A 19078-nucleotide genomic window follows, 5' to 3' on the forward strand; every position below is an offset into this window, starting at 1 on the left:
GTAATCCAAATACCTGCCAACACACACTATTAGAACTTCATGCTGAAACCTGACTATATTTTCCGTATTACTTCCAAAAGAAGGCATGAAACGACATTTTATGCCTGAAATTTTACAACAAACAACCTTACATCGCTTTTTTTCGTGCAAACACGCACCATCCGATCAGCCCGTCCGTTTTGCAGCAGGCTGGCGATTTGATAATATGGTTATGTTTTTCAGACGGCATTTCAGATTTCCGTCCATGCCGTCTGAAGCCGCGAAACCCGATTGGAGGAACTGTTATGAATACCGTATCGAATTACCTGTCCGCATTGCGCGAAGCCATGAAGGCGCAAGGCTTGGACGCACTCGTCATCCCTTCCGCCGACCCCCACCTATCCGAATACCTGCCCGAGCATTGGCAGGCGCGGCGCGAATTGTCAGGCTTTACCGGCTCGGTCGGCACATTCGTCGTTACCGCCAATGAAGCGGGCGTATGGGTGGACAGCCGCTATTGGGAACAAGCCGCCAAACAGCTTTCCGGCAGCGGCATTGAGCTGCAAAAAAGCGGGCAAGTGCCGCCGTACAACGAATGGCTCGCGGCAAACCTGCCCGAAAACGCTGCCGTCGGCATCCCTTCCGATATGGTGTCGCTCACCGGCAAACGCACTTTGGCGCAATCGCTCGCCGCCAAAAACATCCGCATCCAACACCCCGACGACCTGCTTGACCAAGTGTGGACAAGCCGTCCCGCTATCCCCGCCGAAACCGTGTTCATCCACGACCACGCCTACGTCTCCGAAACCGCCGCCGAGAAACTCGCCCGCGTGCGCGCAGTTATGGCGGAAAAAGGCGCGGATTACCACTTGGTTTCCTCGCTTGACGACATCGCTTGGCTGACCAACCTGCGCGGCAGCGACGTGCCTTTCAACCCTGTTTTCGTGTCCTTCCTGCTGATCGGCAAAGACAGTGCCGTCCTGTTTACCGAACAATGCCGTCTGAACGCCGAAGCCGCCGCCGCGCTGCAAACCGCAGGTATCACGGTCGAGCCTTACGCCCAAGTTGCCGACAAACTCGCGCAAATCGGCGGCGCGCTGCTCATCGAGCCGAACAAAACCGCCGTCAGTACGCTCGTGCGCCTGCCCGAAAGCGCGCGCCTGATTGAAGGCATCAACCCGTCCACCTTCTTCAAATCCGTCAAATCCGAAGCCGACATCGCCCGCATCCGCGAAGCGATGGAACAAGACGGCGCGGCGTTGTGCGGCTTCTTCGCCGAGTTTGAAGACATCATCGGCAAAGGCGGCAGCCTGACCGAAATCGACGTGGATACGATGCTTTACCGCCACCGCAGCGCGCGCCCGGGTTTTGTGTCCTTGAGTTTCGACACCATCGCAGGCTTCAACGCCAACGGTGCCCTGCCGCATTACAGCGCAACACCCGAAAGCCACAGCACCATCAGCGGCAACGGTCTGCTGCTCATCGACTCCGGCGCGCAATACAAAGGCGGCACGACCGACATCACCCGCGTCGTCCCCGTCGGCACGCCCACAGCAGAACAAAAACGCGACAACACGCTCGTTCTCAAAGCCCATATCGCGCTTGCCGAAGCCGTGTTCCCCGAAAACATCCCCTCGCCGCTGATTGACGCGATTTGCCGCAAACCCCTGTGGCAGGCGCAATGCGACTACGGACACGGCACCGGCCACGGCGTAGGCTATTTCCTCAACGTCCACGAAGGCCCGCAGCGCATCGCCTTCGCCGCCCCCGCCACGCCCGAAACCGCCATGAAAAAAGGCATGGTTACCTCCATCGAACCCGGCCTCTACCGTCCGGGGAAATGGGGCATCCGCATTGAAAACCTCGCCGCCAACCAAGCCGTCGCCGACCCGCAGGAAACCGAGTTCGGCAGCTTCCTCTGTTTTGAAACCCTGACCCTCTGCCCCATCGATACACGCCTGATGGACACCGCCCTGATGACCGACGGCGAAATCGACTGGGTCAACCGCTACCACGCCGAAGTCCGCCGCCGCCTCGAGCCGCTGACCGAAGGCGCGGCAAAAGCGTGGCTGATCAAACGCACCGAACCGCTGGCGCGTTAAACGGCACGGTACAAAAATGCCGTCTGAAAGCCCTTCAGACGGCATTGGTTTCCCAAAACATTCCGCACCGTTATCGTCTTGCCGCAAGCAGACACCGATCCGTTTTGCGGCAAATGCACAAAAAACCCAATGCCGTCTGAAACGCCAAACAGGCTTCAGACGGCATCGGTAGCGGATGAAAACAGCAAATCCGCATATCGTCATTCCTGCGAAAACAGCTCTTCACAGCCCTCCGGCTGCCGCCATCTTTACCCTGAAATCCCGTCATTCCCGCGAAAGTGGGAATCTAGGAATGAAAAGCAGCAGGAATTTATCGGAAATAACCGAAACCGAACGGACTGGATTCCCGCCTGCGCGGGAATGACGCGGAAAAGTGGGCTGTGGGCGGGATTGGTGGAATGACGAAATATAAGTTTCCGTGCGGACAAATCCGGATTCCCGCCTGTGCGGGAATGACGGACGGGAACGGCGCACGGACATTCGCCGGAATTTTTTATGTCTCCATTCTCATACTCTTTTTAATGCGCTATTCCAAGAAAATAGGTTGTGCAGGCTGTTTTTACTTTTCAGACGACCTGAAATCAACGGCTGTAAATCCAATCTGTTTTTCAAACCGCCTGCAACCGCAAAATCTGCTGCAACCTGCCCCCTCCCCCGTGGGGGAGGGCCGGGGAGAGGGCATTTTCCAAGTTGCGGCAACCTTTCCCAACACCCTAACTGCCCCAATACAAGCCTTGCGGCTTGTTGCCCTCTCTCCAGCCCTCTCCCACGGGGAGAGAGGACGGGTCGGCTGTTGGGGTTGAGGTTTGCTGCAAGGAAAACAGGTTGTGCAGGTTGCTTTTTATTTTTCAGACGACCTGAAACAACAGCTGCAAATCTAAGTTGCCTTTCAAATCGCCTGCAACCGAAAAATCTGCCGAAACCCACTCCCTCCCCCGTGGGGGAGGGCCGGGGAGAGGGCATTCTCCAAGTTGCGGCAACCTTTCCCAACAACTTAACCGCCCCAATACAAGCCTTTCGGCTTGTTGCCCTCTCTCCAGCCCTCTCCCACGGGAGAGAGGACGGGGAGGCTGTTGGGGTTAAGGGTTTTGTAAACTAATCAGGTTGTGCAGGCTGCTTTTTACTTTTCAGACGACCTGAAACAACAGCTGCAAATCTAAGTTGCCTTTCAAATCGCCTGCAACCGAAAAATCTGCCGAAACCCACTCCCTCTCCCGTGGGGGAGGGCCGGGGAGAGGGCATTCTCCAAGTTGCGGCAACCTTTCCCAACAGCTTAACCGCCCAAATACAAGCCTTGCGGCTTGTTGCCCTCTCTCCAGCCCTCTCCCACGGGGAGAGAGGACGGGGAGGCTGTTGGGGTTAAGGGTTTTGTAAACTAATCAGGTTGTGCAGGCTGCTTTTTGCTTTTCAGACGACCTGAAATCAACGGTTGTAAATCCAATCTGTTTTTCAAACCGCCTGCAACCGCCAAATCTGCCGCAACCTGCCCCCTCCCCCGTGGGAGAGAGGGCTCCCTGAATTTCGACAATCTTTCCCAAATCCCTTAGTCTTCTAAAATACAAGCCTTGCAGCTTTCTAGCTCTCTCCCACAGGGAGAGAGGACTATGATGCCCGCCGGCGGCATCGCACCTTATCCGCGCGCTCCGGAACAGGGCTGTATGGCAGATGCGTAGGATGGGCGTAGGTGGGTTGTGGCGGGTTGCTATTAGGAATACCTGAATCGTCATTCCCACGAAAGTGGGAATCTAGAACGCAGGGTTGGGGCAACCGTTTTATCCGATAAGTTCCTATGCCGACAGACCTGAATTCCCGCCTGTGCGGGAATGACGGCGCATAAGTTTCCGCGCGGACAAATCCGGATTCCTGTCTGTGTGGGAATGACGAATCCGTCCGCACGGAAACCTGCACCGCGTCATTCCCCCGAAAGTGGGAATCTAGAAACTTAACGCTACGGCAATTTTTGGAAATGACTGAAACCGAACGGACTGGATTCCCGCCTGCGCGGGAATGGCGGGTTTTAGGATTACGGTGTATCGGGACGGTTCGGGTATTCTTGACAGGATGGGTTCTCAAGATGTTGCGTAGTGTCGGGCTCGCAAGGGGGTGCATAGAGAGGGTTGCAGGGCGGGCTTCAGCCCGCCGCATCAAGGTTTTTGGGGAATAGGCGTGATTCGGCGGAATTGATGGATTTGACGGAATCGGCGGCAATGGCGGGATCGGTAATATTGAAGGGATTGGTGGAGGCCGGCGGCAACGGCGGGGGCGGAAAAGACGCGCCAGCCGCCGAAATCGTAGCCGAGGGCGAGTCGGGGGTGGACGGAGCGGGTGCGGATGTTTTTGAAATAATCGCTTACCGTGCTTATTTTGCCTTGGTTTGCACCGGTTGCTTCGGGATAATCGCGGGTGATGTGCTCGTAGGCGTAAGCCAGATCCGCCTGCACATACGGGCCGCGCCCATGGTCTTCACCCGCCGCCTGCCAAGCATCAGGGCGAGCAGGAGGGGTTTGTATTGCATGGTTCGGCTTTCGGAAAAAATCGGATAATGCTGAAGGCCGCGCGAAAGCGGCCGGATGTTCGGATTATACTGTCAGTTATGCCGTCTGAAAATGCCGTTTGCCCGATCTTGCGCCTTAAAAATGCCGTCTGAAGGTTCAGACGGCATCGGTATCGGGGAATCAGAAGCGGTAGCGCATGCCCAATGAGGCTTCGTGGGTTTTGAAGCGGGTGTTTTCCAGGCGTCCCCAGTTGTGGTAGCGGTACCCGGCGTCCAGGGTCAGGCCGGGCGCGACGTCTATGCCCACGCCCGCCATCGCGCCGAAGCCCAAGCGGCGGCTGCTGCGGTTTTCGTGATAGGCAGGGACGGGGCTAGTTGATATAACAGAACCTCCTTGCGTACCATTCTTTGGTTTAGGGGTAACAGTTATAGTTTCTTGCCCAACCGAACGAACCTGATGTCTGACGTGTCCGTAGCCGACGCGCGCACCGATATAGGGTTTGAATTTATCGTTGAGTTTGAAATCGTAAACGGCGGATAAGCCGAGAGAAGAAGCGGCGTGGAAGCTGCCGTTTCCTTGATGTTCTGTTTTGGTTTCTCGGTAGTTGTCTTTTATATCTTCAGTAACTTTTTTAGTAGAAGAATTACTTTCTTTCCATTTTCTGTAACGGGCATAATCTGCCGCTATCCTCCAGCCGCCGAAGTCGTAGCCGACCGACACCCTGGGGTGGATGGAATGCGTACGGATGTTTCTGAAATAATCGCTTACCGTGCTTATTTTTTTGCCTTGGTTTGCACCGGCTGCATCGGGATAATCGCGGGTGATGTGCTCGTAGGCGTAAGCCAGATCCGCCTGCACATACGGGCCGCGCCCATGGTCTTCACCCGCCGCCCGCGCTGCGGAAGAGAAGAGAAGAGAAGAGAAGAGAAGAGAAGAGAAGAGAAGTTTTTTTGTCGGCCGTATGCATATCAACTCCAAATATCTAAGATTAAATTATTAAAAGGATTGTTAATAAACGCCAAGCATTTTATCAGATTTGTTTTGCCGGGATATGATTTTTTTTGTTAAAGAATGTATTTATTTTTTAAAATTCCGGTGCGGCGATCGGATATGGCGGATTAACAAAAATCAGGACAAGGCGACGAAGCCGCAGACAGTACAAATAGTACGGAACCGATTCACTTGGTGCTTCAGCACCTTAGGGAATCGTTCTCTTTGAGCTAAGGCGAGGCAACGCCGTACTGGTTTAAAGTTAATCCACTATAGTGGATTAAAATAGGAAATATCCAATGCCAAAGCAATTTGTCGGAAATGGCCGGAACTCAAAAACCGGATTCCCACTCCTTCGTCATTCCCGCGAAAGTGGGAATCTAGGAATGAAAAGCAGCAGGAATTTATCGGAAATAACCGAAACCGAACGGTCCGGATTCCCGCCTTCGCGGGAATGGCGGCGCATAAGTTTCCGCGCGGACAAATCCGGATTTCTGTCTGCGCGGGAATGACGGGTTTCAGGATTACGGTGTATCGGGAATGATGACACGGGTATTCCTGACGATTCGGGTATTTCTGACAGGATGGATTCTCATCTAGATTCCTGCCTGCGTGGGAATGACGGGATTTCAGGATTACGGTAAATAGCGCAAAAATGCCGTCTGAAAACCCTTCAGACGGCATTGCCTTGTTCGTCTGCCTTAATGGCGGAAGTGGCGGATGCCGGTTACCGCCATGGCGATGCCGTGTTCGTCCGCCGCGTCGAAAACTTCCTGATCGCGCATCGAGCCTGCCGGATGGATGATGGCTTTGATGCCCTGTTCGGCAATCACGTCCACGCCGTCGCGGAATGGGAAGAAGGCATCGGAAGCGGCACATGCGCCGTTGAGGTCGAGACCGGCATCTTGCGCTTTGCGGGCGGCGATGCGGGTGCTGTCCACGCGGCTCATTTGGCCTGCGCCGATACCGTAGGTTTGGCCGCCTTTGCCGAAGACGATGGCGTTGGATTTGACGTATTTTGCGACGTTCCAGACAAACAGCAAATCGTTCCATTCCTGCTCGGTCGGTTGGCGTTTGGAGACGACTTTCAAATCGGCGCGGTTGATGCGGTTGATGTCGGGCGTTTGTACCAACAGTCCGCCGCCGACGCGTTTGAGTTCAAAGCGGTTGGCACCTGCTTTGAGCGGCACTTCCAATACGCGCACGTTTTTCTTGGCGGCGGCGATTTCAAGGGCTTCGGCGGTAAACTTCGGCGCCATGAGGACTTCCATAAATTGGTTGTCGGTAATCTGTTTGACGGTTTCGCCGTCGACTTCGCGGTTGAAGGCGATGATGCCGCCGAACGCGCTGGTGGTGTCGGTGGCGTAGGCGAGTTTGTAGGCGGTCAAGGTATCGGCTGCAACGGCTACGCCGCACGGATTGGCGTGTTTCACGATCACGCAGGCGGGCGCGTCAAAGGATTTGACGGCTTCCCAAGCGGCATCGGCATCGGCGATGTTGTTGTAAGACAATTCTTTGCCTTGCAGTTGATTGTAGGCGGAAAGGCTGCCTGCGGCGGGGTCAATATCGCGGTAAAACGCGGCGCGCTGATGCGGGTTTTCGCCGTAGCGCATGTCTTGCACTTTAATCCAGCTTTGGTTGAACCGGCTTGGGAATTCGCCGATTTGGGGCTGGCCGCTCAAAACGTCGTCTGAAAGGGAGGTCAGGTAGTTGGAAATCATGCCGTCGTATTGGGCGGTGTGGCTGAATGCTTTGCGTGAGAGGTTGAAACGGGTTTTGTCGCTCAACGCGCCGTTGTTGGCTTCGAGTTCGGCGGCAATGGCGGGGAAGTCGGCGGTATCGGTAACGATGGCGACGTGTTTCCAGTTTTTCGCGGCGGAACGCACCATGGTCGGGCCGCCGATGTCGATGTTTTCAATTGCGTCTTCCAGTGTGCAGCCGGGCTTGGCGATGGTGGCGGCGAAGGGGTAGAGGTTGACGCACACAAGGTCGATGTTGCCGATGCCGTGCTCTTCCATCTTGGCGACGTGTTCGTCCAAATCGCGCCGACCCAAAATACCGCCGTGGATTTTCGGATGCAGGGTTTTCACGCGGCCGTCGAGCATTTCGGGAAAACCGGTGTAGTCGGCGACTTCAATCACGGGAACGCCCGCACCGGCAAGCAGTTTCGCCGTGCCGCCGGTGGAGAGGATTTCGACACCGAGCTTGTGCAGGTTTTGGGCAAATTCAACCGCGCCTGCCTTGTCGGACAGGCTGATCAGGGCGCGTTTGATGACGGACATTGGGGCTTCCTTTTCTGACGGTTGGATGGTGAAAGGGGATCTTTTTCGGGGCGGTATTATCCGCTATTTTCAGTTTTTTGGCAGTAGGTTTTTGCAGATATTGTTGACAATTTACAAAGAAATGCCGTCTGGAAACCTTTCAGACGGCATTTGTCGGCATTCATTTGAAGCCCATTTTTCCCGATGTTCCCAATGCCCCCGCCATGCCGATGCACAAAGGCAGCAGCAGGGACAGCGGCGCGTAGGTCAGTTCCAATACGAACACAATGGCGGTCAGCGGCATTTTGAGCGATACGCCGAGAAACACCGCCGCTCCGACGACTGCCGCGCTTTCAGACGGCATTTCGGGGAAGACGCTGTTCCACGCGGCGGCGGCTGCAAAAGAAATGGTGCTGCCGAGCATCATAGACGGCGTAATCAGTCCGCCGTATGCGCCTGCCGCCAGCGCCATCAAAACGACCGCCCATTTGACAGCGGTCAACTCAAGGCTGTATTGCCAGCCGGTCAAACCGCCAAAAGTCAGTTGGTTGCCTGCTTTGCCGTTGCCCAAAATTTCGGGAAACCAAACGGCAATCACACCGATGAGTACAAACATACAGACGGCCAAGGGAATGATTTTGATATTGTCGCGCTTGATGAAGGGGAATTTTTGGGCGGTGCGCCGGAAAAAGACGGCGGTTGCGCCAAGTATCGGGCCGATGACGGCGGAAAACCAAAGCAATGAAGTATTTACGGCAAGGTTGGCGGGATGATACTGCTGCACGTCGCCTAAGCCGATGCGCGCGACGGCGGTGGCGATGACGGAAGTCAGCAATGCGGCGGCAACCGCCTGCTGCGTCCACACGCCCAACATCGCTTCGAGGATAAACAGCGTGGAGGCGAGCGGCACGTTATACACCGCCGCCAAACCCGCTCCGGACGCACAGGCAATCAAGAGGCGCATTTCGCCTTCGTCCAAACCCAACCGCCTGCCGCCGGCAAAAGCAAACGCGGCAGTCATTTCACGCGGGGCGACTTCGCGTCCGAGCGGCGAACCGAGTCCGACCGTTATGATTTGCAGCAGAACATGGAAAACCGTCGTCAGAAACGGCAGCCCCTGCAACGGCTGCTTCAAGGCGGCTTTGATTTCGATTTGCGGCTTGCCGAAACGTTTGAGCAGCCACCAGCCGCCGCCTGCGATCGCGCCGCACAGCGTCAGCATGGCAACGCGCCGCATACCGAAAGCCTGTGCCACACCTTCGCGGAACGAGATGTACGCACCGTCCGCGTCATAACCGTATGCCGTATCCGTATGAAGTGCATCAGTTCCGTCAGCACAATGCCGACCAAACCGCCGATAACGCCTGCTGCCGCCAGGGCAAACCAAAGTTTTCTGCGTCCCACTGTCGTTCCTGCCGTTCAAATGCCGTCTGAAAACCTTTCAGACGGCATCCGTTTCCTATCCGCCTATCCGAACAGGCCGCGTACACGCTCCAAACCGCCGAAGTTGATACAGGCATCGGCGGCGGCCCGCGCTTTCGGTTTGGCGCGGTAAGCCACGCCTATGCCCGCTTCTTTGAGTATCGGAATATCGTTCGCACCGTCGCCCATCGCCAACACCTGATGCGGCTGCAATCCGAGGCGGCTGCGGTATTCGCGCAATAAATCCGCCTTTGCCTGCGCGTCGATGATTCTGCCTTTCAGACGGCCGGTCAACCTGCCGTTTTCAATTTCCAAAATATTGGCGTGTTGGTATTCGAAGCCGAGCCGTTGTTGCAGCCTTTCGGTAAAAAACGTGAACCCGCCGGACACCAGCAGGAATTTCACATTGTGCCTTTTGCATTCGTCCAACAAAAATTCCGCACCGGGCGAGAGCTTCAAAACGTTTTCATAAATGTCCGCCAAAATCTGTTCGTCCAATCCCGCCAACAACGCAACGCGGCTGCGTAAAGACTGTCCGAAATCCAACTCTCCGCGCATGGCGCGCTCGGTAATTTCCGCTACTTTGCCTTTCAAACCCACACCTGCCGCAATTTCATCGATACATTCGATGGTAATCAGCGTCGAATCCATATCGCTGACAATCAGCCCGAGTTCGCCAAACGCCATATTGGGCAAAACGGCGTGGTCGATTTGACGGCTGTCCAGTAACGCCGCGTCTTTTTCGCTTAAAGAAAATCCTTCTTCAACAATAAAACGCATACGCTTTTCATCAGCATAATCAGGTTCGGGCAGGCGTGAGGGGAAGTCGGAAGGCAGGGCTTCGGCGGAGGGAAATTGGAGGACGAGGGCTTGCGGCATAACGGCGGCTCAAAAAATGCGGATTATATAGTGAAACGGCAAAGAATGTTACGGCGGGCGTGCCTGCAATCGGAAAACGACTTCAAACGCAAACGGCAGTATGTGTCGGACAACACGGGAAAATGCGCAACTATTGCCAGCCTGATGAAAATTCGTTATAAGGGGATTATCTAAAATATATTAACATTTGAAGTGAATCGGTTTTAAACCGGTACGGCGTTGCTCCGCCCTGCACCGATTTAAATTTAACCCACGATACATATGAACAACCCGAAAAAGGATTCAGAGATGAAAATCGGTATCCCACGCGAGTCATTATCCGGCGAAACCCGCGTCGCCTGCACGCCCGCCACCGTTGCCCTGCTGGGCAAACTAGGCTTTGAAACCGTTGTCGAAAGCGGTGCAGGTTTGGCGGCAAGTTTGGACGATGCCGCTTACCAAACAGCAGGCGCAACCGTTGCCGACAAAGCGGCGGTTTGGGCCTGCCCTTTAATTTATAAGGTCAACGCGCCGTCCGAAGGCGAGCTGCCGCTGCTCAAAGAAGGTCAAACCATCGTCAGCTTCCTGTGGCCGCGCCAAAACGAGGCTTTGGTCGAGGCCTTGCGCGCCAAGAAAGTCAACGCGCTGGCGATGGACATGGTTCCCCGCATTTCCCGCGCTCAGGCCTTGGACGCTTTGTCTTCAATGGCAAACATCAGCGGCTACCGCGCCGTGATTGAAGCCGCCAACGCCTTCGGCCGTTTCTTCACCGGTCAAATCACTGCCGCCGGCAAAGTGCCGCCTGCGCAGGTTTTGGTGATTGGTGCAGGTGTGGCGGGTTTGGCGGCAATCGGTACGGCAAATTCGCTCGGCGCAGTGGTGCGCGCGTTCGATACCCGCTTGGAAGTGGCGGAACAAATCGAATCGATGGGCGGTAAGTTCCTGAAACTCGACTTCCTGCAAGAATCGGGCGGCAGCGGAGACGGCTGCGCCAAAGTGATGAGCGACGAATTTATCGCCGCCGAAATGAAGCTCTTTGCCGAACAGGCGAAAGAAGTGGACATCATCATCACCACCGCCGCCATTCCGGGCAAACCCGCTCCCAAGCTGATTACCAAAGAAATGGTGGAAAGCATGAAATCCGGATCCGTCATCGTCGATTTGGCGGCGACGGGCGGCAACTGCGAACTCACCCGACCGGGCGAATTGTCCGTAACCGGCAACGGCGTGAAAATCATCGGCTACACCGACATGGCAAACCGCCTTGCCGGACAGTCTTCCCAGCTTTACGCCACCAACTTGGTGAACCTGACCAAGCTGTTAAGCCCGAACAAAGACGGCGAAATCACGCTGGACTTCGAAGACGTGATTATCCGCAATATGACCGTTACCCGCGACGGCGAAATCACCTTCCCGCCTCCGCCGATTCAGGTTTCCGCCCGGCCGCAGCAAACGCCGTCTGAAAAAGCCGCGCCTGCCGCCAAGCCCGAGCCGAAACCTGTTCCCCTGTGGAAAAAACTCGCGCCCGCCGCCATCGCCGCCGTATTGGTGCTGTGGGTCGGCGCGGTCGCACCCGCAGCATTCTTGAACCACTTTATCGTCTTCGTCCTCGCCTGCGTCATCGGCTACCATGTCGTTTGGAACGTCAGCCACTCGCTGCACACACCGCTGATGTCGGTAACCAACGCCATCTCCGGCATCATCGTCGTCGGCGCGCTGCTGCAAATCGGTCAGGGCAACGGCTTCGTTTCGCTGCTGTCGTTTGTTGCCATCCTGATTGCCGGCATCAATATCTTCGGCGGCTTTGCGGTTACACGGCGTATGCTGAATATGTTTAAGAAAGGGTAAGCCATGACTTTCGCCTATTGGTGCATTCTGATTGCCTGCCTATTGCCGCTTTTTTGTGCGGCGTATGCCAAAAAAGCAGGCGGATTCCGGTTTAAAGACAACCACAATCCTCGCGGTTTTCTGGCACATACGCAAGGCGCAGCCGCCCGTGCCCACGCCGCGCAGCAAAACGGTTTTGAAGCCTTTGCACCGTTTGCCGCCGCCGTTTTGACGGCACACGCAACCGGCAATGCCGGACAAGCAACCGTCAACACGCTTGCCGGATTGTTCATCCTGTTCCGCCTCGCCTTTATCTGGTGCTACATCGCAGACAAAGCAGCATTGCGCTCGCTGATGTGGGCGGGCGGATTTGCCTGCACCGTCGGACTGTTTGTCGCGGCTGCTTGAAACAGATGCCGTCTGAAAACACGAACGTCAATTTTTCAGACGGCATTGAAAACAAATCATCGAAAATCGGAGAATTTCCATGTCTTCAGGACTCGTAACAGCGGCGTATATCGTTGCCGCAATTTTATTCATCTTCTCACTGGCGGGGCTGTCCAAACAGGAAACCGCCAAACGGGGCTGCTATTCCGGTATCGCCGGTATGGCGGTCGCCCTCTTCGTAACGGTCTTTTCCGACAATACCCACGGACTGGGCTGGATTATCATCGCCATGCTCATCGGCGCGGCAATCGGCATCCACAAAGCCAAAAAAGTAGAAATGACCGAAATGCCCGAACTGATTGCACTTCTGCACAGCTTCGTCGGCTTGGCAGCCGTTTTGGTCGGCTTCAACAGCTACATCGAGCCGGGCAACGTTTCGCACGATATGCACACCATCCATCTGGTCGAAGTCTATTTGGGCATTTTCATCGGCGCGGTAACCTTTACCGGCTCACTGGCCGCATTCGGCAAACTCAACGGCAAAATCAGCAGCAGCCCGCTGCAACTGCCCGCCAAACACAAGCTCAACGCACTGGCGCTCGCCGTATCGTTTGTGTTGCTGCTCGTATTTGTCGGCATTGACGGCAGCGGCTTCATCCTTCTGATTATGACCCTGATCGCCCTCGCATTCGGCTGGCACTTGGTTGCCTCCATCGGCGGCGCGGATATGCCCGTGGTCGTATCTATGCTCAACTCCTACTCCGGCTGGGCGGCCGCAGCGGCAGGCTTTATGCTCTCCAACGACCTGCTCATCGTTACCGGCGCGCTGGTCGGCTCAAGCGGCGCAATTCTGTCCTACATTATGTGCAAAGCCATGAATCGGTCGTTTGTTTCCGTGATTGCCGGCGGTTTCGGCAGCGACAGCGGCATATCGTCTTCCGGCAGCCAAGAGATAGAGGAATACCGAGAAGTCAAAGCTGCCGATGTTGCCGAAATGCTGAAAGGCGCAAGCAGCGTCATTATCACCCCGGGCTACGGCATGGCAGTGGCGCAGGCACAATACCCCGTTGCCGAAATTACCGAGCTTTTGCGTAAAAACGGCATCGAAGTACGCTTCGGCATCCACCCCGTCGCCGGCCGCCTGCCCGGTCATATGAATGTACTGCTCGCCGAAGCCAAAGTCCCCTACGACATTGTTTTGGAAATGGACGAAATCAACGACGACTTCCCCGAAACCGATGTGGTCTTGGTGATTGGTGCGAACGATACCGTCAACCCTGCCGCCCAAACCGATCCGAACAGCCCGATTGCAGGTATGCCGGTTTTAGAAGTATGGAAGGCAAAAGAAGTCGTCGTATTCAAACGCTCGATGAACACCGGCTACGCAGGCGTACAAAACCCGCTGTTCTTCAACGAAAACAGCGTGATGTGTTTCGGCGACGCGAAGAAAACCGTTGACGGGATTTTGGCGGAATTGAAAAAATAATGCCGTCTGAACAATTCGGCGCAGGTTTTCAATCTGTTTGATTTGAAAAAATCACTACCAGCCCCGTTTGTGAAGGTTTGCAGTGATTTTTTTGCATTGGGGCAAACATTTTCAGACGACCCGTCCGGATAAGCACCCACATCTGAAACTGACACAAAATCAACGAAACAAACAAAATCCATCTCCGTGTTGAAGATGGATTTTTAATTAGCCGAACACTTTTTCCAAGTGTGCCTGATAATCTGCCAAGTATTTTTCCACTTGCGGATTTTTAACCACATCGTTACATAAGAATGTCGGCAGGCGGCTCAAGCCGATGAACTCGTTGGCTTTGTGGAAGTGCATATACAAAACATCAACGCCTTTGCCTTCAAAGAAATCGCCTTCGCGGGTAAAGGCTTCAATCGGCGCATTCCAAGTCAGTGAAAGCATATGTTTTTTGCCTTGCAACAAGCCGCCTGTGCCGTAGCCCTCAGTCGGATTGACGCGGTGTCTGCCGTCGCTTTGGTAGAGTTTGCCGTGTCCGCCGGTAAAGACTTCGTCCATATATTTTTTCACTGTCCAAGGCTCGTGCATCCACCAGCCCGGCATCTGCCAAATCACAGCATCCATCCAAACGAATTTTTCGATTTCCGCCTCAACATCATAGCCGGCATCAATCACGGTTTCTTGAACATTGTGTCCGAGCGCGGTCAAAACTTCTTTCGCTTTTTTGTGAAGCGTGTGGTTTAACCCGCCGTGAGAATGTCCGAACGCTTTGCCGCCGTCTAATAATAAAATATTCATTTGTTACCTCGTTTGTGAATTGATGAATGTATTGTACCGTTTTACTTTATGATTTAAAAGTGCAAAAATAAGAAAACACTTTTGCGTCAAATGGAATAATCAGATGTTTCAACACACGGGATGACACATAAATCGTCTCCCTATGTGCCGTCCTGATTGGGAAGGGGTTACGCCCTTCCCAAATAAAGTCTGATCCTGCCGCCCTAAAGGGTGGGGTTCCAACCGAAAAGGAAACACGATGAAAACCAATTCAGAAGAACTGACCGTATTTGTTCAAGTGGTGGAAAGCGGCAGCTTCAGCCGTGCGGCGGAGCAGTTGGAGATGGCAAATTCTGCCGTAAGCCGCATCGTCAAACGGCTGGAGGAAAAGTTGGGCGTGAACCTGCTCAACCGCACCACGCGGCAACTCAATCTGACGGAAGAAGGCGCGCAATATTTCCGCCGCGCGCAGAGAATCCTGCAAGAAATGGCAGCGGCGGAAACCGAAATGCTGGCAGTGCACGAAGTACCGCAAGGCGTGTTGCGCGTGGATTCCGCGATGCCGATGGTGCTGCATCTGCTGGCGCCGCTGGCAGCAAAATTCAACGAACGCTATCCGCATATCCGACTTTCGCTCGTTTCTTCCGAAGGCTATATCAATCTGATTGAACGCAAAGTCGATATTGCCTTACGGGCCGGAGAATTGGACGATTCCGGGCTGCGTGCACGCCATCTGTTTGACAGCCACTTCCGCGTAGTCGCCAGTCCTGAATATTTAGCAAAACACGGCACGCCACAATCTGCAGAAGATCTTGCCAACCATCAATGTTTAGGCTTCACAGAACCCGGTTCTCTAAATACATGGGCGGTTTTAGATGCGCAGGGAAATCCCTATAAAATTTCACCGCACTTTACCGCCAGCAGCGGTGAAATCTTACGCTCGTTGTGCCTTTCAAGTTGCGGTATTGCTTGCTTATCAGATTTTTTGGTTGACAACGACATCACTGAAGGAAAGTTAATTCCCCTATTCGCCGAACAAACCTCCAATAAAACACACCCCTTTAATGCTGTTTATTACAGCGATAAAGCCGTCAACCTCCGCTTACGCGTATTTTTGGATTTTTTAGTGAAGGAACTGGGAAAAAATATGAATAGAACGAATACCAAATAAGACATTAATTAACTTATTCTTCATCATCAATCAAACAAGTCTTTTCAATCAACTCCCTTACTCAAGGATACACGGAATTTTTATAAATCTGTTCGTTCCAAATCAGTGTTTTTATAAAATATTGAATTTCAATTGGTATTTAGAAATATTTGAGATTGGGCAAGCTGCAATCAAACGCTCAAACACAACCGCCGATAAATCGCTTTGCGTCGGCAATTCAGGCAAAACGATGAAGATTACCCTCAAAATTCTTATGGGTTTGGCGTAAAAGACGCGCCGAAGACCGAAATTGCTTATCCCGAGACCTTTACAAAACCGATAAATTTCAAAATTATAAAAATAACCAATTAAATCTTTAGAAATTTATTTTTCATAACCATCACGAAAGGAATTTTGCAAAGATTTTATTCCATCTCAAAACAATCATCTCAAAAATGCGTTTCTGACCGCCGGTAAAACAAAACCCTCTAAGAAAATACTTAGAGGGTTTTGGAATTTGGCTCCCCGACCTGGGCTCGAACCAGGGACCTGCGGATTAACAGTCCGTCACTCTACCGACTGAGCTATCGGGGAGTAAACGCGAATAATAAAACAGAAATACCGAACGTGTCAATATAAATTGACAATCGATTGCACTTATCTGCAAGCCCGCAATCTTTATATGTTATATGGCTTCCGCAATATGCCTTGCCGCACGTTTGGCATCCAATAGGATTAAACCAAGTCTGCCGGTTTCTTTTGCCACCAGCACCAACACGGCATCTTTACCCGCCTGACTTAAAAGGATATAGCCTGATTTTCCTTTAATCATCACTTGTTCCAATTCCCCGCAGGCGAGTTCCTGCACCGAGCGACTCCCCAAAGCAAGCAAAGTGGCAGAAATCGCCCCTACCCTGTCCGAATTCAAATGTGAAGGAAGCATTGTCGCCATCGGCAATCCGTCGGTTGAGATAACGGCAGACGCGATAATATCCGTAGATGTATTATTTAAATCTTCAAGGATTGAAATCAATAATTGCTGCATAATCCCTCCTGTCCCAAGTTTTACACGCGGTTGCTGTAACGGCGGTATAAAATCCTTACCAAAGTAACAAATGCCTCTTTGCTCAAATCGGGAATGCCGGCGATAACCAAAATAAATTTGGTTGAACCGATATACAATGGGAAAAATGTCAATTCGCTCTGACCGGAAGGATCGCAAACGCCCCAAGCGTTATTGTTGATATACAGGTTGTTCCTAATCAGCAGCCGGTATTTCTTTTCCATCTGTGCGACTTCTGCCGCCAACAACCCCAACTCTTCCGCCGACTCATGATGGAAATTGGCGTTGGCAAGATACAGACCGTTCCGATCGACCAATAATGCCTTACCGCTGCCGGACAATTGTTCCATCAGCAACGGCAATTGCTCGTCCGACAAATTGATGCCGTCTGAATGACCGTTTTCATCGCCATAGAGGAATTCGAGTTTTTGCAAACGGTACAACAGGTTCAAAGCGGTATCGATGTCGGCGGTGTCCGCCCGCGAGCAGCTTCTCACTGCTGACCACTTCGTCCGCATCCGCTTTCAACAGGCTGCGCAACAAAGTTTTACCGGCACTGGGGGCATCGCTGGATACGGCATAAAATGCACCGGCAGGAGTCAGGCAGGGATATAAATTCGCTTGTAGTGAAAGTGTTGATTCCATATTAAACCTCCAGTCCCGGATCAATAGAAAATAACATTGCGCTAACCAATTGTTTTACGTCATCTTCCTTACGGGCATCAATTTCAAAAACCGGAACATTAAGATTATGTTTTGCAAGATATTTGTGATACACGTCGATACCGGGCTGAGAGCGTATATCCATCTTGGTAATACCGACAACGACGGATGCCTTCTCCAGCAGCCCTCGAAACGAATGTAAAAAGAATTCCAAATCTTTCAACGGGTTGGTTCGGGCATTATCTAAAAGCAATACCAAACCCATACTGCCTTGGCTTAAGATTTCCCACATAAAGTTGAACCGTTCCTGACCGGGCGTACTATATAAATGGACTTTGGTATCCTCATCCAAGCTGATGGCCCGTAGTCCATCGCCACTGTCGTATTCCTTTTCCTATCCAAAGTCATGTCGGATGCGGAAGCATCGGTCTGGACGAGTGCTTCGTCCGAAATAGCCGCAATGGCAGTGGTTTTCCCTACGCCGACAGGTCCTGTGAAAATAATTTTATTTTCTCTCATCTCTCCGCCTCTTAGCTGCCCAACAGTTTTTTCATCAGTCTTTGCAGAAGGCCGCGCGACTGGGATTGGGATGGTGTCGTGATTTTTTCCGCTTTTTTCATCATTTCACTATCAGAAGCAGAATCGGCCCCGATATTTATTTTATCCGCCATATCGGAGTATGCCTGTTGTGAAACCGTTTTCAAATCTACCGACAAAAACCCGGTTGTATAGGTTGCCGCAAGATAATTCAGAATATCATTGAGGTTTAAAGGCATCACTTTATACAACACGTTAAGGTTGACGGATGCCTTGGTCAAAAATGCCGACAAGCGTATCGACCCCGGCACATTTGCCTACCGGGTCAGGTTTGGCCAAGATTTCAACGTAAACGGAGTATCGGGAAAAATCGGATAAATCAACCTGTCCTGCGCCGTCCAAATGGAAAACTGCCACATACAGGACATAATGCCTACTTTAGCCTTTTCGCGCCATTGCGAGTTATCGGGAACAGTCTTGCAACTGACCTGCAAATTTTCGTCTTTGCACAATTCTTCGAGTTTTTACACACTTTCTGTCAGCAAAACCCGTTGTATCGAGGGGAAAACAATTAAGGACCGGCTTATTTCCATGCAAGATAGCGATGTCCTGCCTGTTCTTTTCCGCAAACCGCAACGCCCCCAATAATCCTTTATTCGGGTTAAACTGGCGTATCGTAACCGTACGCTGCACATTCCCGTTGTTTTTCGCCGACCGGTCTGCGGGTGCAATAAACGATTTCCCATAAACATTCTCGCCCTGCAATAACTTGCGGAGCATAGGAAACAATGTTTCAAACCGAATCGGTTTGGGCAGGTAGGGAACTTCAGAATCGGGAACTTTCTCCGAACAGACGGCGACGGGTATAGCCTTATAACGCCCGGCAAGCTCTTTCCAAAGTTCAAAACCGCCCTCGGCATCGGTATCCGCCAAAACCAAATCGGGCACGGCACTGCCGTCTGAAGGGGATACTGTTTCATAACGGGTGGTATTGTGCATTTTGAATGCCATTTTGAAAACGGATTCCTGCTGCGCCGTCATCCCCGCCAACATTACGCGTACTGTTTTAATTTTCGGCAGTTGAACTTCCATT

At 52.8% G+C, this 19078-nt stretch carries 12 protein-coding genes, 1 tRNA gene and 4 pseudogenes; 6 read left to right on the top strand and 11 right to left on the bottom strand.

The window, feature by feature from the left end; translation table 11 throughout:
• Positions 1–284 precede the first annotated feature (284 nt).
• A complete protein-coding gene (locus HT085_RS07145) occupies positions 285–2081 on the top strand; it encodes an aminopeptidase P family protein (protein ID WP_010360673.1) in 1797 nt (598 codons plus the stop codon).
• Between the two features lie 16 nt (positions 2082–2097).
• Positions 2098–2253, top strand: coding sequence for a hypothetical protein (locus HT085_RS07150; RefSeq protein ID WP_003697400.1), 156 nt, complete (start codon positions 2098–2100; stop codon positions 2251–2253).
• Positions 2254–4225: 1972 nt separating this feature from the next.
• On the opposite strand, the gene HT085_RS07155 is transcribed toward HT085_RS07150, so the two are convergent.
• The 5 genes and pseudogenes from HT085_RS07155 to serB all read right to left on the bottom strand — a co-directional run bounded on the left by HT085_RS07155 (position 4226) and on the right by serB (position 10128).
• The gene (locus HT085_RS07155) at positions 4226–4522 is read right to left on the bottom strand and encodes a hypothetical protein (RefSeq protein WP_003695979.1); all 297 of its coding nucleotides are present in this window, start codon (positions 4520–4522) and stop codon (positions 4226–4228) included.
• Positions 4523–4756: 234 nt separating this feature from the next.
• Positions 4757–5554 carry an opacity family porin gene (locus HT085_RS07160; RefSeq protein WP_172763943.1) on the bottom strand — a complete coding sequence of 266 codons (798 nt, stop codon included), beginning with the start codon at positions 5552–5554 and terminating at the stop codon, positions 4757–4759.
• Between the two features lie 713 nt (positions 5555–6267).
• Positions 6268–7848, bottom strand: coding sequence for a bifunctional phosphoribosylaminoimidazolecarboxamide formyltransferase/IMP cyclohydrolase (purH, locus tag HT085_RS07165; RefSeq protein WP_003698822.1), 1581 nt, complete (start codon positions 7846–7848; stop codon positions 6268–6270).
• 160 nt (positions 7849–8008) lie between these two features.
• A pseudogene (locus HT085_RS07170) lies at positions 8009–9231 on the bottom strand (chloride channel protein).
• Between the two features lie 63 nt (positions 9232–9294).
• Positions 9295–10128: a phosphoserine phosphatase SerB gene (gene serB / locus HT085_RS07180; protein WP_003693646.1), complete on the bottom strand. Its 834-nt coding sequence runs from the start codon at positions 10126–10128 to the stop codon at positions 9295–9297.
• A 288-nt stretch (positions 10129–10416) separates the two neighbouring features.
• Between serB and HT085_RS07185 the strand changes: the two genes are divergently transcribed.
• From HT085_RS07185 to pntB, 3 genes are all read left to right on the top strand, one after another.
• Positions 10417–11955 carry a Re/Si-specific NAD(P)(+) transhydrogenase subunit alpha gene (locus tag HT085_RS07185; protein WP_025455821.1) on the top strand — a complete coding sequence of 513 codons (1539 nt, stop codon included), beginning with the start codon at positions 10417–10419 and terminating at the stop codon, positions 11953–11955.
• A 3-nt stretch (positions 11956–11958) separates the two neighbouring features.
• Positions 11959–12342, top strand: coding sequence for an MAPEG family protein (locus HT085_RS07190; protein WP_003689346.1), 384 nt, complete (start codon positions 11959–11961; stop codon positions 12340–12342).
• Positions 12343–12421: 79 nt separating this feature from the next.
• On the top strand, positions 12422–13807 hold the full coding sequence (pntB, locus tag HT085_RS07195) for a Re/Si-specific NAD(P)(+) transhydrogenase subunit beta (protein WP_003689349.1): 1386 nt from the start codon (positions 12422–12424) through the stop codon (positions 13805–13807).
• Between the two features lie 207 nt (positions 13808–14014).
• Here pntB and HT085_RS07200 read toward each other — a convergent pair whose 3' ends face one another.
• A complete protein-coding gene (locus HT085_RS07200) occupies positions 14015–14593 on the bottom strand; it encodes an NAD(P)H-dependent oxidoreductase (RefSeq protein ID WP_003693637.1) in 579 nt (192 codons plus the stop codon).
• 238 nt (positions 14594–14831) lie between these two features.
• On the opposite strand from HT085_RS07200, the gene crgA reads away from it, so the two are divergent.
• The gene (gene crgA / locus HT085_RS07205; protein ID WP_003689351.1) at positions 14832–15743 is read left to right on the top strand and encodes a LysR family transcriptional regulator CrgA; all 912 of its coding nucleotides are present in this window, start codon (positions 14832–14834) and stop codon (positions 15741–15743) included.
• A 497-nt stretch (positions 15744–16240) separates the two neighbouring features.
• Here the strand turns inward: crgA and HT085_RS07210 are convergent.
• From HT085_RS07210 to HT085_RS07230, 5 genes and pseudogenes are all read right to left on the bottom strand, one after another.
• A tRNA-Asn gene (locus tag HT085_RS07210) sits at positions 16241–16316 on the bottom strand.
• A 91-nt stretch (positions 16317–16407) separates the two neighbouring features.
• Positions 16408–16767: a roadblock/LC7 domain-containing protein gene (locus tag HT085_RS07215; protein WP_002212575.1), complete on the bottom strand. Its 360-nt coding sequence runs from the start codon at positions 16765–16767 to the stop codon at positions 16408–16410.
• A gap of 20 nt (positions 16768–16787) precedes the next feature.
• A pseudogene (locus HT085_RS07220) lies at positions 16788–17430 on the bottom strand (peptidase M23).
• 1 nt (position 17431) lies between these two features.
• A pseudogene (locus HT085_RS07225) lies at positions 17432–17967 on the bottom strand (GTP-binding protein).
• Between the two features lie 11 nt (positions 17968–17978).
• Positions 17979–19077 (bottom strand): annotated as a pseudogene (locus HT085_RS07230) (response regulator).
• Position 19078 lies beyond the last annotated feature (1 nt).

Origin of the sequence: Neisseria gonorrhoeae (assembly GCF_013030075.1) — a bacterium.
In the GTDB taxonomy this organism is placed as follows: domain Bacteria; phylum Pseudomonadota; class Gammaproteobacteria; order Burkholderiales; family Neisseriaceae; genus Neisseria; species Neisseria gonorrhoeae.

Bases quoted from the DNA above. Each gene is read 5' to 3' on its own strand.
- HT085_RS07145 (WP_010360673.1), top strand. From the start codon at position 285: ATGAATACCGTATCGAATTACCTGTCCGCATTGCGCGAAGCCATGAAG.
- HT085_RS07150 (WP_003697400.1), top strand. From the start codon at position 2,098: ATGCCGTCTGAAAGCCCTTCAGACGGCATTGGTTTCCCAAAACATTCC.
- purH (WP_003698822.1), bottom strand. From the start codon at position 7,848: ATGTCCGTCATCAAACGCGCCCTGATCAGCCTGTCCGACAAGGCAGGC.
- serB (WP_003693646.1), bottom strand. From the start codon at position 10,128: ATGCCGCAAGCCCTCGTCCTCCAATTTCCCTCCGCCGAAGCCCTGCCT.
- HT085_RS07185 (WP_025455821.1), top strand. From the start codon at position 10,417: ATGAAAATCGGTATCCCACGCGAGTCATTATCCGGCGAAACCCGCGTC.
- HT085_RS07190 (WP_003689346.1), top strand. From the start codon at position 11,959: ATGACTTTCGCCTATTGGTGCATTCTGATTGCCTGCCTATTGCCGCTT.
- pntB (WP_003689349.1), top strand. From the start codon at position 12,422: ATGTCTTCAGGACTCGTAACAGCGGCGTATATCGTTGCCGCAATTTTA.
- HT085_RS07200 (WP_003693637.1), bottom strand. From the start codon at position 14,593: ATGAATATTTTATTATTAGACGGCGGCAAAGCGTTCGGACATTCTCAC.
- crgA (WP_003689351.1), top strand. From the start codon at position 14,832: ATGAAAACCAATTCAGAAGAACTGACCGTATTTGTTCAAGTGGTGGAA.
- HT085_RS07215 (WP_002212575.1), bottom strand. From the start codon at position 16,767: ATGCAGCAATTATTGATTTCAATCCTTGAAGATTTAAATAATACATCT.